The sequence below is a fragment of the Williamwhitmania taraxaci genome, from assembly GCF_900096565.1.
Classification (GTDB): domain Bacteria; phylum Bacteroidota; class Bacteroidia; order Bacteroidales; family Williamwhitmaniaceae; genus Williamwhitmania; species Williamwhitmania taraxaci.
Genome location: NZ_FMYP01000003.1, coordinates 30,867 through 47,089 on the forward strand (window position 1 = coordinate 30,867; position 16,223 = coordinate 47,089).

At 41.6% G+C, this 16,223-nt stretch carries 13 protein-coding genes, 1 pseudogene and 1 riboswitch; of the genes and pseudogenes, 6 read left to right on the forward strand and 8 right to left on the reverse strand.

The genetic code is table 11. From position 1 onward, the window contains the following. Nucleotides 1–6: 6 nt before the first annotated feature. Together BLS65_RS01360 and BLS65_RS01365 are read right to left on the reverse strand one after the other, a co-directional pair. Nucleotides 7–1,689 carry an ABC transporter substrate-binding protein gene (locus BLS65_RS01360; protein WP_212590474.1) on the reverse strand — a complete coding sequence of 561 codons (1,683 nt, stop codon included), beginning with the start codon at nucleotides 1,687–1,689 and terminating at the stop codon, nucleotides 7–9. Between the two features lie 282 nt (nucleotides 1,690–1,971). Continuing rightward, nucleotides 1,972–2,640, reverse strand: a complete 669-nt coding sequence (locus tag BLS65_RS01365; RefSeq protein ID WP_092434617.1) for a Crp/Fnr family transcriptional regulator — start codon at nucleotides 2,638–2,640, stop codon at nucleotides 1,972–1,974. Nucleotides 2,641–2,759: 119 nt separating this feature from the next. Between BLS65_RS01365 and BLS65_RS01370 the strand changes: the two genes are divergently transcribed. The 5 genes from BLS65_RS01370 to BLS65_RS01390 all read left to right on the forward strand — a co-directional run bounded on the left by BLS65_RS01370 (nucleotide 2,760) and on the right by BLS65_RS01390 (nucleotide 7,097). After that, a complete protein-coding gene (locus tag BLS65_RS01370) occupies nucleotides 2,760–3,668 on the forward strand; it encodes an ATP-binding protein (protein ID WP_092434621.1) in 909 nt (302 codons plus the stop codon). Between the two features lie 51 nt (nucleotides 3,669–3,719). Then, a complete protein-coding gene (gene hcp, locus BLS65_RS01375) occupies nucleotides 3,720–5,360 on the forward strand; it encodes a hydroxylamine reductase (RefSeq protein WP_170829965.1) in 1,641 nt (546 codons plus the stop codon). 91 nt (nucleotides 5,361–5,451) lie between these two features. Further along, complete coding sequence (locus BLS65_RS01380; RefSeq protein WP_092434805.1) at nucleotides 5,452–5,790, forward strand: cupin domain-containing protein; 339 nt, start codon at nucleotides 5,452–5,454, stop codon at nucleotides 5,788–5,790. Nucleotides 5,791–6,007: 217 nt separating this feature from the next. Then, entirely contained in the window at nucleotides 6,008–6,676 is a 669-nt protein-coding gene (locus tag BLS65_RS01385; RefSeq protein WP_092434627.1) for a GIN domain-containing protein, read from the forward strand. 115 nt (nucleotides 6,677–6,791) lie between these two features. Continuing rightward, nucleotides 6,792–7,097, forward strand: a complete 306-nt coding sequence (locus BLS65_RS01390; RefSeq protein ID WP_170829962.1) for a cupin domain-containing protein — start codon at nucleotides 6,792–6,794, stop codon at nucleotides 7,095–7,097. 38 nt (nucleotides 7,098–7,135) lie between these two features. Here BLS65_RS01390 and BLS65_RS01395 read toward each other — a convergent pair whose 3' ends face one another. From BLS65_RS01395 to trxA, 4 genes and pseudogenes are all read right to left on the reverse strand, one after another. Continuing rightward, complete coding sequence (locus tag BLS65_RS01395; protein ID WP_170829963.1) at nucleotides 7,136–7,780, reverse strand: thiamine diphosphokinase; 645 nt, start codon at nucleotides 7,778–7,780, stop codon at nucleotides 7,136–7,138. 35 nt (nucleotides 7,781–7,815) lie between these two features. Then, nucleotides 7,816–8,439 carry a nicotinamide riboside transporter PnuC gene (gene pnuC / locus BLS65_RS01400; protein ID WP_092434638.1) on the reverse strand — a complete coding sequence of 208 codons (624 nt, stop codon included), beginning with the start codon at nucleotides 8,437–8,439 and terminating at the stop codon, nucleotides 7,816–7,818. 28 nt (nucleotides 8,440–8,467) lie between these two features. After that, on the reverse strand, nucleotides 8,468–10,909 hold the full coding sequence (locus BLS65_RS01405) for a TonB-dependent receptor (protein WP_092434641.1): 2,442 nt from the start codon (nucleotides 10,907–10,909) through the stop codon (nucleotides 8,468–8,470). A 199-nt stretch (nucleotides 10,910–11,108) separates the two neighbouring features. Then, a riboswitch (TPP riboswitch) is annotated at nucleotides 11,109–11,205 on the reverse strand. 153 nt (nucleotides 11,206–11,358) lie between these two features. Then, nucleotides 11,359–11,706: pseudogene (gene trxA / locus BLS65_RS01410) on the reverse strand (thioredoxin); the annotation flags it as partial. Nucleotides 11,707–11,960: 254 nt separating this feature from the next. On the opposite strand from trxA, the gene BLS65_RS01415 reads away from it, so the two are divergent. After that, a complete protein-coding gene (locus tag BLS65_RS01415) occupies nucleotides 11,961–13,403 on the forward strand; it encodes a CCA tRNA nucleotidyltransferase (RefSeq protein WP_092434649.1) in 1,443 nt (480 codons plus the stop codon). Here the strand turns inward: BLS65_RS01415 and BLS65_RS01420 are convergent. Both BLS65_RS01420 and BLS65_RS01425 read right to left on the reverse strand, forming a co-directional pair. Further along, nucleotides 13,381–14,403: an endonuclease/exonuclease/phosphatase family protein gene (locus BLS65_RS01420; RefSeq protein WP_125869723.1), complete on the reverse strand. Its 1,023-nt coding sequence runs from the start codon at nucleotides 14,401–14,403 to the stop codon at nucleotides 13,381–13,383. The genes BLS65_RS01415 and BLS65_RS01420 overlap by 23 nt on opposite strands. 48 nt (nucleotides 14,404–14,451) lie before the next feature. Further along, nucleotides 14,452–15,885 (reverse strand): right-handed parallel beta-helix repeat-containing protein, encoded by a 1,434-nt coding sequence (locus tag BLS65_RS01425; RefSeq protein WP_125869724.1) that lies wholly within the window; start codon nucleotides 15,883–15,885, stop codon nucleotides 14,452–14,454. Between the last annotated feature and the right edge of the window lie 338 nt (nucleotides 15,886–16,223).

Genomic DNA, 16,223 nt, shown 5'->3' on the forward strand with positions numbered 1-16,223 from the left:
CGCCAACTATTTAATATCAACATATTTGAAAATTGGAATATTCATGGGATTCGGATCCATCCCCACAACTCCAGTTCGCACAAACCGCACAACTTTATCATAAAACAGAGGAATTACAGGGCATTCTGCTAAGACCAAACTATCCATCTGCCGATAAAGTTTTAATCGATCCCCTAAAACAACCTGCTTGAGCGATTGAGCATACAGGTCATCGAATTTTCGATTCTTAAAATGAGTGTAATTAGGACCATAAGGAGAATGATTTCCTGAATAAAAGAGGGATAAAAAACTTTCTGCATCAGCATAATCGGCAATCCACGAGCCTCTAAACATTGGAAGCCGAGAATCGGCAACCGATTGTCGATAGGATGCACCAGTCACCACCTCTACATTAATCTTCACGCCCAACTTGCTTAATTCATGCTGAATAAACTCACATATATCCAGATAATCATCGGTGGTCGTTAACGTTATGGGTGGCAGTCCCGTCCCATTAGAATAGCCCATTCGTGAGAGTATGGATAGCGTAGAATCAGGGCAGTAGTAAAACCCTTTTAATGAATTGGAAAATGGAGGAAGCCCCATTGGAATAAATCCACTTTCAGCAGGAAAACCGAGACCATTCCTGAGATAGGCAATCATTCTCTGCCGATCGAAACCGTAGGCTATTGCACGTCGATATTCCCTACTTAAAACAGGAGATCCCTTCGATAATTCGGCATCAACTAAAAAGCCCAGATACTCTGTATTTAAATAGGGGCCAGTGAGGAGCATAATGCGATTAGAATACTTTGGATTAAGACTTCCAGTCCGGGTGAGCAATTCATCCTTCGATGCCTTTGAAACTCCCGAGATAAAATCTAAATTACCAAGGATAAACGCCATAAACTCTGATTGTTTATCAGTAATAAAATTCACGGCAATAGCATCAAGGTAAGGCAACGATTGCCCCAATGAGTCCTTCTCGAAGTATCGTGGGTTTTTTACAAAAACAAGCTTTTCTCCATCACGCCATGTTTTAAGCATAAACGGACCACAACCAACAGGATTTCGACCAAATTCCTTTCCATAGGCGGTTACGGCTTCCTGCGGTACAACTGCAAAATAGGGAACAGCCAACAACCCAAGAAAAGCAGGAAATGGCTCCTTGAGACGAATTACTAGAGTTGTATCTGAAAGTGCCACTACATTGGGTTGACCATTATTAAGGGTGTCAACCTTTGAGAGCACCCAGCTACCGGGACTTGCAACGAAAGGCGAAGCCAATCGTCGATAGCTAAAAACAAAATCAGAGGCAACAACCTGCCGTCCAGAACCATCCTTAAAACACGGATTGTCATGAAACGTGACATCATTCCTAAGAATGAAAGTATATACAAGCCCGTTATCTGAAACACGCCAACTTTTAGCAACAAGGGGTTGGATATACAACTTACTATCCAACTGAACGAGTCCACAAAACAATTGACTCACCGGCCAAATCGAAGGCATTGTGCGAGCATAAACCGGATCTAAACTAGTAATCCCCTTCGACTCGTTATACCGAAACACTTTCCCATGAGGAGAACGATCCTTATGGTTACAAGCAACAACACTAAATATTAGAAGCATCCAAAAGGAACACTTCAAAAGTGGATTCACACGAAATTTGGTGTAAAACAGCCCCATGCCAGTTTTAGTCTTTTTCAATAACGGTTTTATGTTCTAAAGAAATCTAGCAACATCAATTAAAGGGATTTTTTAACTGAAATCGAAAGCGCCGCTAGTAATAATTACAAAATAAGCAATTTCGGGGGAGATATTTGAGGAAACTGTCAGAAATTACGAAGGGGGCCTAAGCCCCCTCCGATGTCAACCAAAACCAGCCAAGTAAAAAACCAAAACCATGATTATTTTACTTACAGCTCTGTCGCTGTAGAGGCAAATATAAGACACCAAATAAGCGAATGCAAGTCAATTTTGACCAATGACTTATTTCAGCATATCAATGAGTGCTTTTCTATTTTTAATGGTAATTTCTTTCCTCTCCACCGTAATGAGTCCCTCCTGCTCCATCTCTGAAAACACCCTCGCCAGCGATGGTCTCGCAACTCCGAAAAACTCCGCTAACTCGCCTTGCGACTTAGAAATAATAACCCTATCCGATTTAGATTCCTGCGTAAGTGAGAGCAAGTACTGAGCCACTTTTTCTCTTATGGTTCGAAATGAGAGAAACCAAAGCTTTGAAGAGAGAAATTGAGCCCGATTCGAAATGGCATTTAAATAATTACCCAGAATCACATCACTCCCTTGCAGAAGCCGAATCAATTCACTTTTTGGGATAAACAAAATCCGTACCTCTTCTAATGCAACCACATCCACTGGAAAACGATTCTTCTCCCCGAAAACAAAGGCATGAGCAATTGGCATGGGAGCTTGCATCTCCTCAATTTTAACAACCTTGCCGGTAAAATCAACCATTTCACCCTTAACGCTACCCTGAATTAATACGCAAAGATTCCGCACTTCATCCTCGCGCTGTGCAATCAACTGCCCTTTCGAAAATGTTTTCACGGAATATACAATTGTAGAGAACATCTCCTCCAACTGAACGGGGCTAAGACCTCTAAAAAAAGGAGAGCGAGAAATTATTTCGAACATTTAAAATCTTTTTTTTTTAATAATTGCTGTTTGTAACATATGAGACAGTTTGCTCAATCCTTTTGTCGGACTTTTGCATCACAATAACCACCGAAAATAATTAAAAAAATCTACATACCATGAAGAGAGAGATAATAACCATAGATAGAGACAAATGCAATGGATGCGGAAATTGCATTACAGGTTGCCACGAAGGAGCCCTCCAACTAATTGATGGCAAAGCAACATTGGTTAGCGAGCTAATGTGCGATGGCCTTGGTGCCTGCATTGGAACGTGCCCAGTGGATGCAATCTCAATTGAGGTTAGAGAGGCTGTTGCTTACGATGAGGTAGAAACCCTCAGAGCAATGCTGAAAAATGGTAAGAATGTAATTATAGCACACTTTAAGCACCTAAAAGACCATGGCGAGAAGGAGTATCTAAGGCTGGGTGTTGAATTCTTACTCAAAGAAAAAAATAATGTAGACTTCAGCGTGGACGAGATATTGCAAGAAGTTCACAATCACACCTCAACTGGTGGTGGCAAAAGTTTTGCAAAACCAGTCCAGCACGCTCACCAACAAGGCGAATCGTGCGGCTGTCCAGGGTCCGCAGCAAAAACTTTTCAGGCTCCACAATATGCACCAGCAGCAAAGGTGGCAACGCCTTCAGCTCTTAGCCACTGGCCAATCCAGCTGCACCTTATCAACCCAAATTCGACTCACTTTAAGGATTCAAACTTACTGCTAGCTGCCGATTGTGTTGCGTTTTCGCTGGGTGCTTTTCACAAAGATTTTCTATCGGGCAAAACACTGGCAATTGCCTGTCCAAAGTTGGATAGCAACAAGGAGTCATACGTAGAAAAATTAACCGCCCTAATTGACGAAGCAAAGGTTGACACCATTACCATAATGCGCATGGAAGTGCCTTGCTGTGGTGGATTAACTCAACTTGTAAAAATGGCTTCGGAAAAAGCTTCACGAAAAATCCCAATTAAGTCAATCACCGTTGGCATTGAGGGAGACATTCAAGAAAGCGTTTGGATTTAGACTTATCACTCAACTAATTTATATAACCATTTAAAATTTAAAGTCATGAGCATGTTTTGTTTTCAATGCCAAGAAGCAGCAAAAGGAACTGGCTGCACCATCAAGGGAGTTTGTGGTAAATCCGACGATCTTTCCAACATGATGGACCTACTAACACACCTTTTAAAAGGCATCTCCTATTACTCCACAGAACTGAGAGAAAAAAAGGGTTACGAGAACCAAATAGTAAACAAGTTCATCTTCGACGGACTGTTTTCAACTATCACAAATGCCAACTTCGACAAGGAAGTATTTTTCAAGAGAGTAGAAAAAGCCTTCGAAATTAGAAGCATGCTTAAGGCCGAAGCCGACAAGGCTGGCGTTAAAGTAGACACCACTTTTGATGGCACTACTTGGACTGGCAACCGTAGCGAATTTGAAGCAAAATCGGAAAAAGTTGGTATTCTTGAAGAGAAAAATGAGGATATCAGGTCGTTGAGAGAGCTTACAATATATGGACTTAAGGGAATGGCTGCTTACACTGAGCATGCTTATAACCTTGGATTTGAAGATGTAGCGCTATACGCATTTATGCAAAAAACGCTTGTAAAGCTAACCCAAACTCTTTCAGTAGATGAGCTAGTTGGCCTCGTGCTTGAAACGGGTAAATTCGGAGTTACCGCAATGGCTTTGCTCGACAAAGCAAACACCACTCGCTACGGAAATCCAGAGATCACAAAGGTTAACTTAGGCGTTCGCAAAAATCCAGGCATCCTAATTAGCGGTCACGACCTAAAGGATATGGAAGAGCTACTTGCTCAAACATCAGGAACAGGTGTGGATGTTTACACCCATAGCGAAATGCTTCCAGCCAACTACTATCCTGCTTTCAAGAAACACAGCCATTTTGTAGGCAACTACGGCAGCAGCTGGTGGCATCAGAAAGAAGATTTCACTTCATTTAACGGACCAATCCTGTTCACAACAAACTGTATTGTTCCTCCAACAGCTAGTGCAACATATACAAGCAAGATATACACTACTGGCTCTTCAGGACTGACAGGTGCAAATCACATTCCAGACAGGGTAGATGGTAAGCCAAAAGATTTTTCAGCAATTATTGAGCATGCAAAAAAATGCCAATCGCCAGTTGAAATCGAAACAGGTGAACTAGTAGGCGGTTTTGCTCACGCACAAGTTTTTGCTCTTGCCGACAAGGTTGTGGATGCAGTTAAATCAGGTGCCATTCGCAAGTTTATTGTAATGGCTGGATGCGACGGCAGAATGAAAGACCGCGACTACTACACCGAATTTGCAACTAAGCTACCTAAAGACACAGTTATTTTAACTGCTGGATGTGCAAAATATCGCTACAACAAGCTTCCACTTGGTGATATTGGAGGAATTCCACGAGTTTTGGATGCTGGTCAGTGCAACGACTCTTACTCACTAGCGGTAATTGCGCTTAAGCTTAAAGAGATTTTTGCGCTAAACGACATCAACGAGCTACCAATTGCATACAACATTGCATGGTATGAGCAAAAAGCGGTGATTGTTCTTCTTGCACTACTCCATTTGGGTGTAAAAAACATCCACCTCGGGCCAACACTACCGGCATTCCTTTCGCCAAATGTAGTGAACGTGCTTGTTGAAAACTTTGGAATATCAGGTATCAACACTGTTGACGAAGACATCAAACTGATGGTTGGTTAATAAAACTACAGCGAAGTTCTTTCAAACAGAACTTCGCTGTTTCTTTTTTGTTACTAGAAAACTTAATCGTAACCAATTAAAAACAGAACATATGGAAAGTAAAGAATTTGCAAAAGCTGAAATATTCTCGTTTCCTACGGAAGTAGATTATACTCAGGGTGGAATTGTTAGCCGCAACGTGATTAAACGCCCCACCGGAAATGTATCGCTCTTTGCATTCGACAAAGGAGAAAGCCTAAGCGAACATACCGCACCGTTTGACGCAATGGTTCAGGTTGTAGAAGGCGTAGCGCATGTAATCATTAACGGACAAACACATACTGTAAAAGCAGGTGAGTGCATAATAATGCCAGCAAACATTACCCATGCGGTTGCTGCCCCCGAACGCTTTAAAATGGTTCTGACAATGATTAAAGAACAAAAAGTATAGATCATTTTTTTTCTGAGAAAACAGAACCAACAGAATAGTTTGCCGTAAGAGTTACTCGATTGACATAGATGCACTGTCCGCTAACGAACATACATGTTCAGAAACATACATCAATATAGCGAACAACACAATTATATAATAAATTTATAACGCTACATAGCAAACTATTATATACTTTTGCATCATCTTTGATAAAGCAAAGAAAACAAATATCACCATGGTAACTTTAGGGAAATTAGTAGCAGTATTAACCATCATTTGTCTACCCTTAATGGGTTTTACAAGCAATGCCATCACCGGGTCGATAAAGGGAGATGGTGATCTTGTTGTTAAAAATTCCGAAAGCAACCCTTTCACCCAATTGGTTGCCAATTTTGCATATTCCTCCGAGGGCAACACTGAAAACAACATCACGGTTGTTTTGCAAAACACCGGTGATCAAAAGGTATCAGTTTATGCAGAAAAGAACCTTCAATCTTACATTGAAACAAAAACCGAAAACGGCATTCTTTATCTGAGTGTGCGAAAAGGAAAAAAATTAAGTCCAACGAGTGCAATTACTATTTATGTGGATGCCTCAACGCTAAAACACATTTCCGGCAAAGGAAATTTAAGATTAGCGTGTACAGCACCCCTCAACTCCGAATCCTTAAGCATCACTTTTGATGGAGTGCTAAACGGATCATTGGAGGTTAACGTAAACAATCTTCAGGTTAACGTAACCGGAGTGTATGAATTTGGATTATTTGGAAAGGCCGACAACGCAACCATTAAAACATCGGGCGTTGGAACACTCGATCACTCCCTGCTTGTAACAAAAAAATTGGAAGCCAAAATAAATAGCATTTCAAAAAAGAATTTTCACAGCTTAATTGCTCAGAGATAAAGATAAGGGTTAGTTAAATTAGGTTAGTTTTAGGTAAGAAAGGGCTTCGGCCCTTTTTTTTATGTATTTTCACACCAAAGCAAATGCCGTTCAATCGGGAAGAAAACTTGATTTTATGAGAACTAAACTACTTGAAACTGCTGAGAAAGTTGGATTCAACATTGATGGAAGAAAAATGTATTCCAGTCCAAAAACCGAAATCATCCATCTTGATCTGAAATTTGGAGAGGTAATCGAAATGCACTCAAATCCTTTCGATGTTGTATTCTACATTCTTGAAGGTGCCGGGATCATTGAGACCCCCGACGAACAGATAACAGTAGAGCAGGACATGTGCATTGAGATATCGGCGGCGGAACCACGCCTAATCAGAAACATTGGCGCTGATAGCCTAAGGGTATTAGCCGTAAAGATATTCTAGCCAGCCTAATCGCCATATAACACAGGAGAATTCCCCTTCTACCTACAATCCTCAAAAAGAGAGTAAACAACCAAAGGCCCTGGAGCAAATTCAAGGGAAAACTGATTGCCCAAAGATTCATTCAATGTTCCCTGCCACCACATATCAAGGGTAGCGTTGGTCAATGGATATTTTAAGTTTTGAGTGGTCAACTTTGTTTGCGTATCAAATGAAAAAAGCGAAACCTGCTGTCCCTCGAAACTCTGAACTACTCCAGAACTCAGCATTGGCAGCAACACACCTGTATCGGTAACCATTACTACCTCCATCCCCTGCTGCGCATAACTTACCATTAACGCAACATTCCCAATAGTGTGATCTTCGCGTAGCCCTGTTGCACCTATAATCGCAACCGATTTAAAACCATTTTTCCGACAAAACATGATTGCTTTTGTAAGATCATTGCTATTTTGATCGGGATCATGATGCAGCTTATCTGCAAAAACCGACTTCACCTCGATGGGAAGCGAATCTAAATCACCAACTACGGCATCGGGGACTCGTCCTTTCCCGAGATGCTTAACAGCGGCTCCATCGCAGCAAAGCAAGTATTTTGCCCGCCGCAATACCCTAACCGGAGTTTCGTGGGTTGGATATTGCCCATTTGCCAGAATTACAGCATCAAACTCTTTATCTAACAGCATACAAATCATCTAAAATACAGGCTATTCTATTCGGATCAACTAACTGAATCCAAAGGCTTCTCCTCAATACTTTTTTGCCACTGGTAATAGCCAACCACCGCAAGTGTAGTATAGAAAAAGAACAATATAGATGTTGGATACAACCCTTTCCAGATATACAAACCTAAAGATACCCCATTTACTAAAACCCACAACCACCATTGCTCAATATATTTTCGGGTAAGCATCCATGTGGCTACAATACTCAGAGCAGTGGTAAAAGCATCTCCAATGGGCACAGGTGAATCCGTAAACCTACCCAGAACCCATGCCATCAATAAAAACATCAGCAAAAAAGCAACAAACAAATACTTCCATAAGTAAACTGGTGTTCGCGAAACACGAAGAGGCGTCGCTTCTGCTCCGTTATTTTTCTGCTTTTTTCCATACAGCCAGGCATACCATCCATACAAACTGATTACAACATAGTAAACATTTAAGGCCATATCGGCATAGAACTTCGACTCTAAAAAGACTACAATATATAGTCCGGAGGTTAGAATCCCCACTGGCCACAACCAAACATTCTCCTTTACTTCAAGGATGAGAAAAATAAAGCCCGAAACGGCACCAAAAATCTCCCATATATGATTAAACGACCAACTCACTATCTGTTCCATAATCCGTATGCCAATATGGCCAATTTGTTTAAAAGTTTAAAGTAAGGCGCACACTCACATTACGCCCAGCCTGAGGAAAGTAACCATCATCAATGTAATCGGCTGAGCCATCGGCAAACTGAGCCCGATATACCCATCCGTTGACAAGATACTCTCTATCGAGTATATTGTTAACCATTAAAGCCATTGTTACAGTAGATTTATCCAATCCCAAACGATACTCAAGCCGCGAATCAAGAACGGCATAGCCATTGATTTTCCGCAGATTGCTCGAACTATTATCGATATACTGCTTACCCACCTGCTTACCTAAAAGAGTAACCCGAAGATTCTTTAACGGCTCAACCATTATGGATCCTCCTGAAACAATTTCGGGTGAAAAAGAGATATTGGTTTCGCCCAAATAATTTACTCGCTGCCCCACAGGATTCCAACCATTCTGATCGTCATTTAAATCGACATACTCAACAAAATCAGTGATCCTGTTTCGAGTCAACGCCAAATTACCAGACAGAACAAGCCATGATTTTGGACTATATGAAGCCTCGACTTCAATACCGGCACGATAACTTTTCGCCACATTTGTCATTAAGGGATAGCCCACCTCGTTTAGTTTCCCGGTATTCACGAGTTGATTCTTATAGTCCATAAGAAAGATTGTTGATTTGAGCGCTAAAAACTTATTTGCAAACCCATAACCTAACTCATAATCAAACAATCGCTCCGATTTTGGTTTTGTGGCACCCCCCTCCTTCGACGCATCCTTCAGATCACTGCGAGCTGGTTCTCGGTTAGCAACAGCAAAAGAAGCGTAAGCAGAATGTCCATTAAAAAGAAATGAAGCACCGACCTTAGGATTAAGAAAATCCCAACGCGTTGTTTGCCATAGTTCTTTGTTATCGCTATCGGGTCCTTTCATCTTATAGTAGATATAGCGGTATTGCATATCCCCATATAGAGTCAAATGCGGCAAGACCTCTAACTGCGCTTTAAAAAACGAATTAAAATCATCCTTGACGCTATTATTGAAATACCATTCGTAGTCATTTGGAATAGTTTGATTCTTCTCAACCCATTTTAGCTTGCCAAAGTGATCGCCGTTGTAACGATTTGCACCGCCACCCAGAACAAGATCAACTATTCCTGCTTTATAGTTAAGGGAATATGTTCCGCCGTAAAACTGATTATTGAGCCATTTCTGCTGAACAAAATCTGACTTAGTTTGTAAAATACCGCCTACTAACTGATTCGTCAACAAGTATTTTGAAAATTTCGCATCATCCTTGTACTCCTCATAGTAACCACGACCAACAGTAAGGTGGGCTGCTGCATTAAAAGTTAACCTTGGAGCAACTTGCAAGGAATAAATGAGCTGATAGTGATTCTGAAAATAGTTGTCTTGCTCCTTGGCATAGCGATGGAGCAAACCATTGCCATCATAGTACAAGCCAGATGGATTATACTGCCTATTGGTATCCAACGAAGAAGAAGGAACCCCGTTCCAACTAATGTCGGTATGCTCCTCGCCCATAATAAAATTAGCCCTCAACACACTCTTCTCGGTAAGCCGTGCACCTGAAATCTGCAGCGAGGTGTGATCCGAGCCACTATGATCAACATACCCGTCGGACTTGAGTTTGGAATACCTCACATCAAACGAGAACTTATCATGAATCAACCCCGATCCAGTTGCAACACTTACCTTCTGGGTATTAAAGGCACCATAAGTCAAATCGATATTCCCATATGCCTCAGAGGGTGCGGTAAGTGTTTGAATGCTTACCGTGCCGCCAAAAGCACCAGCACCATTGGTAGAAGCCCCAACACCTCGTTGAACCTGCAAAGAGCTAATACTACTAGCCAAATCGGGAAGATCGACCCAAAACACGGTTTGCGATTCAGCATCGTTGAGTGGAATTCCGTTGAGCGTTACATTTATCCGAGATGGATCAACCCCTCGAATCCGAAAAGCAGTATTCCCAATTCCGCCGCCACTTTCGGAGGTAGATACCACTGAAGGCAAACTTCCCAGAATGAGCGGCAGGTCATTCGCGCCATTTGCATCATTCAGTTTGGCTTTTGAGATAGTAGTGACAGTCATCGGAGTCTTTGAATTTGCTCGAATACCGCTTACAACCACCTCTTCGCCCATTACCGATCGGGGTAACAACTTTATTTCCTGGAAAACATCACCCGTAACTTGAAGTTCGACAACGCAATCCAGATATCCCATATAGCTCACACGAAGACTATACTTGCCGGCTTTAAGTCCTGATATCTCAAACAATCCATCCTGATTTGTATACGCGCCCTTGAAGGTATGCACCAACGCAACTGAGGCGCCAATCAATGGATTATTACTTTCATCCACAACGCTACCCTTCAATTGCCATCCAACCAAAGAACCACTCTCGGCAAAAGTCGCCAGAGAGAATAAACCAAGACAGAAAATAAATATTAAATTTTTCATTTCAATTTTATTTCGAATAACACCCAAGGAAACAATTCGCTAGCCAAGGATGCGCGTCAAACGACGACACATACAAGCTGATTATCGCTGATTGTTGCCAATTAAAACAATGTGCAAATCAGTCAGAACGACACAATGACATAAGCCGGCATTTTGCCAAAGTGAAATTCTGAAATCGTCTGTAAGGGGAAGTAAATTCTGATAAAATATACTTTTTTCCCTACGCCGGCACTACCCGGATCAGGTAAAAGGGTATGATCTCAGCCCGTAATATTAAGGCACCCCCAAAAGACACGACAAAGGTAAACGAAAAAAATTATAACAAACAACTAAAACAGCAGATGATTGAGAAAATCATTGACTAATAGGCCACTATAATTAGGATCTTCAATTATATGAAACGCAAAAAAGGCCGGAAACCTCCGACCTTTTAATAGCGTTATTGTCGATTACTCGATGCTGAGTACCTCTTTAAATGCTTGCTTAAGACTATCTTTAGGCAGTGCACCCATAGCCATTTGCGGTTGACCTTCTACCGGAATGAATAGCATGGAAGGAATGGATTTAATACCAAACACCGAAGCTAACTCTTGCTGATCCTCGGTATCCACCTTATAGATGTCGATTTTTCCGTCATACTCCTTTGCCAACTCCTCGAGAATAGGGCCTACAGTTTTGCAAGGGCCACACCAATTAGCATAAAAATCAACCAAAGCAGGTCTTTTCCCTTCAAACTTCCATTCAGAATTTTTCTCGTAGTCGAAAACCTTGGTTTTAAATGTGTCTACAGTTAAATGCTCCAACATAATCTTTGTTTTTTTAGTTTTATATACTCTTATTTACATTTCTACATGTGTATATACAAATTCCATTCCAAAAGATGAATTTAAAAGATTAAACCATTTAACGACAAAAATGTTTGTAGTTTTGTCGCAAAACCTAGCAATTTGGCAGATGCTATAAACTACTAGAAAAGATAACCCAAAGAACATTAACAATTTCCACACATACAAACAAGCCAACCTTGGCTAAAGCATAACGAAACAAAAGAATGAACAGACATCTAAAGAATCCAATTTTTAATATTATTGCCCAAGTAGCCGAAGAAAAAAAACTACCAGCATATGTCATTGGCGGTTTTGTGCGCGACTGTTTGCTTGAGCGACCTTCCAAGGATATCGATATTGTAGTGCAAGGCAGCGGAATTGAAATGGCGGAAGGAGTTGCGGCTAAGGCTGGCGGAGTTAACGTTACCGTTTTTAAAAACTTTGGGACTGCCATGCTCCGCTTTGGGGATATGGAAATTGAATTCGTGGGTGCCCGCAAGGAGTCATACCAACGTGAGTCCCGAAAACCCATTGTGGAAAACGGAACCCTAGAGGACGATCAAAACCGCAGGGACTTCACCATTAACGCACTTGCTATAAGCCTCAACAAAAATGATTACGGCCGATTAATTGATCCTTTCGGCGGAATAGATGACCTGAAAAACAAGATACTGAGGACACCCCTTGACCCTGAAACAACATTCTCGGACGATCCATTACGAATGATTCGAGCCATTCGCTTTGCAGCACAATTGGGCTTTCGCATTGAGGAAAAAGCACTCCAGTCTATCTCCGACATGAAAGATAGGATCACCATAGTATCGAAAGAGCGAATTGCTGACGAGCTCAATAAAATAATTGTGTCGCCTCGCCCATCGTTAGGCTTTGTTCTATTTGACAAGACTGGGCTTTTGACCTACATCTTCCCTGCTCTCGAAAAGCTCAAGGGTGTGGAGACAAAAGAAGGGAAAGGACATAAGGAAAACTTCTCGCATACGCTAAAAGTGCTGGAGAACCTAAGGGCCAACACCGATGACCTTTGGCTTCTATGGGCAGCACTTCTGCACGACATTGCAAAACCTGCCACAAAGGCATATAATGCAAAACAAGGTTGGACCTTTCACGCACACGAGTTTGTCGGTGCCAAGATGGTTCCGGGCATCTTTCGCGAGATGAAGCTCCCTCTCAACGAAAAGATGAAGTATGTTCAGAAACTGGTGCAACTTCACTTACGGCCAATTGTACTTTCGAAGGATGAGGTAACCGACTCGGCAGTAAGGCGATTACTATTTGAAGCAGGTGAGGATATTGAGGATTTAATGATGCTTTGCGAGGCGGATATCACCTCGAAAAACGAGGCAACCGTCAGGCGACATCTTGGAAATTTTGCATTAGTACGCGAAAAGCTTAAAGAAATAGAGGAAAAAGATGCTATCCGTATTTTCCAACCGCCAATTACCGGCGAGGTTATAATGGCTGTTTTCGAGGTTGGCCCATGTAGAGCAATTGGTGAGATCAAAAACGATATTAAAGAAGCTATCCTAGATGGATTAATCCAAAACAACTACGAAGAAGCGTATGCCTTGATGCTCGAAAGAGCAAAAGACTTTAACCTTACTGCCAAGCATGACTTCAGCAGCGGTTTTAATACTGCCTCCGAATTGTAAGTAAAACCGGCAAGTGATCGCTAAAGCCACCATGATACCGAAAACCAATAAAGGTACGAAATGGTCTTTGTCCAGTATAGGCATCATCACGTTCAAGCAAGAATGGTGCATCAAAGACTTTACAACTGCTCATAGGAACGCGCAGGGCATTGTATTCACTAAGCAATGCTTCCGACACCATAACTTGATCGATAACAGCCCATCGACCCTGATACTTGTGAGTTCCCATTCCATTTGCATAAAGAAGGGAAGATAGGTTAACCAAGGTTTTATTGTGCGATTTTGGTTCGAGATGAGTCCTCGTCTTGAGAATCTTAGCGACCTCAACATTGGTTGCTTCATCATTAAAATCGCCCATCACCACAATATTGGCCATACTATCACACCGCAATACTGAATCCACCGCCATCGACAATATAGTTGCCGCATAACTGCGAGCATGTTCGGTTTCAAGTTCGCCCCCATACTTGGACGGCCAGTGGTTTAAAAAAATATGCAGGCTATCGGTTCCATCGACCAGAAACTTTGCATAAAGAATGTCACGCGAAGGATGATCATCGAATTCATACGATCTGATAAAGCGAGAATTTTTCAACCAGAGTCGTTTACTCCGATAAAGCAGTGCCACATCGATACCTCTAAAATCAGGAGATTCAGCATGCACTATCCGGTATTCGAACTTGGAAAGCGGGGAGTTATAAACTAATCGATTGAGAACAAATCGATTTTCAACCTCACACAAGCCAACAATCAATGGGGGTTCGAACTTTCCTGAGGCTACAAGAACCTTACATATCCCATCAATCTTTTTCTCCATTTTATTCCAACTCCAATGGCGGGCACCTTCAATGGTAAACTCCTGATCGAGCTTTAAGGTATCGTGAAATGGATCGAAAAGATTCTCTACGTTATACCAAAGCATATCGATCTTAGTGGAATCTTGACCGCAAAGCGACCCTATGCAGAAGAAGGAATACAGGACAATAAAAAAAGTTCTCATGGCAGAACAAATTTAAGTAATCAGCCCACCTACTAGTATAATCTTCGTCTAACGTCTACTTGGTTTCTCAATACGTTCAAAAGCACCTGCATCCGGATGGCTATCGGCAATCCGAGACTCACCCTTCAAATCGACAGGGTATAGTTCACCATAATCCAAACGTCCAAAATCCTTGGCAGGCGAAAGCGTATCGAGGAGGTAGGAAAACTTAACAATGTCAGCAAATTTCGGATCTTCCCGTTTAACACCACTATAGTGTGGTAGCGTGAATTCCGTGCCGCTCGGAATCCGAACAATAGAGTTTTCAAATGTATAATTCATCTTAGATGGAGAGGTAGTGCCATAATAGGAATTATCAACCCATACCTCGTTGGACATACTGCCATATACGATGCAATTCACAAAATCGGCCCGATCTAAATCCCTAGCAACCATAGTGGATGCCCCGCCCATAGTGGTAATATAGTAGTTGTTCAACCATAATTGTGGATACTTGCGGGAATAGTAAGTGCCCCAATAATTAGCCAACGTACAGTGCACAAATTCATAGTTTCCGCCATAAACAAGCGCCACCGTTGCTTGTCCACAATTGGCAAATAGACAATTTGATGCTCTGACAATTGCACCACGTGCAAGTAGTCCAATTGCCGACATATTTTCCACTCTACTATTTTGAATAATAAGCGTGGGCGTATTGGCTACAGCAAAGGTGTCGACCTGAACACCATTGACTGCATTCTTTATATTTACCCAATTTAGCAAATTGCCATAACTACCCGGCCGGAAATAGAGGCCGCCCCACTGCCCCGCCTTAGTCGCGTAGAAATCTTCCAATCGATCGCCCTGAAATGAAATCGGGTTTTCTTCCGTCCCATTGGCCTTGAGCGAACCATCCACATAAAGCCTCGAATTATTGTGGAAGTAAAATCTAGCGCCAGCCTCAATTGTTAAATTCGCACCAGCAGACACAACCACATCTCCGTAAATCAAATAAGGCTTATTGGCGGTAAATACCTGAGTAGCGATAACAGACGTGTTGAGCAAAACAACATCCTGCCCCCATGCTAAGAGTTTTATCGACTGTAAGTTTCCATTAAGATTAAACAAAATGGAATCTTCAATTGCTAAGGGAGAGTCACTGCCCTGAGGATCGACAGTTACATTTACGAAGACATAAATAGAGTCGCCAGCGGCCATTTCAAGATTCTGGATTTTCGGCCCCGGTTCCCCATCAATATTTATGCGGAATGACGAGAATGAACCACCGGAAAGAGTTACATCCGAGATATTAACCCGTTGGCTACCTTTATTGTAGACTTTAAACCGAGCAGTAGCACTCCCCACCGTGGTAAATACGGTATCGAACATAACAGTATCGCGCGAAAACAATAATCTGTCGCTCGCAGAATGGCTAATTTCATCCTTCTGGCATGCTAAGAAGAAAAAAAATAAAAATGTTGCCGCTATAAATAAAAATCTCATTTTCAGAATTACCAGATTTAACATCAAATATACATCAAAAGCAACAAAACCGACAAACAATCGTTTGTTCACCAAGATATTTGCAGGAATAGATATGCAAAGCTAAAACAATCCATGCTATAAACGTTCAAAACAAATTAGTATTTTGCTTGCAAACAAATTCACATTTGCTCTGTGTGGGATACCGAAGTAAAAACGACAAAAAACTCAACAACACTTAACGTTTATCTGCATAATAGCAAAAATGAATACAAGTTAAACTCACTACAAATTCTCGATAGTAAAAAAAACATCTTTACAATGAAGAAGAATTTTATACATTTGGCTCAACAAACTGT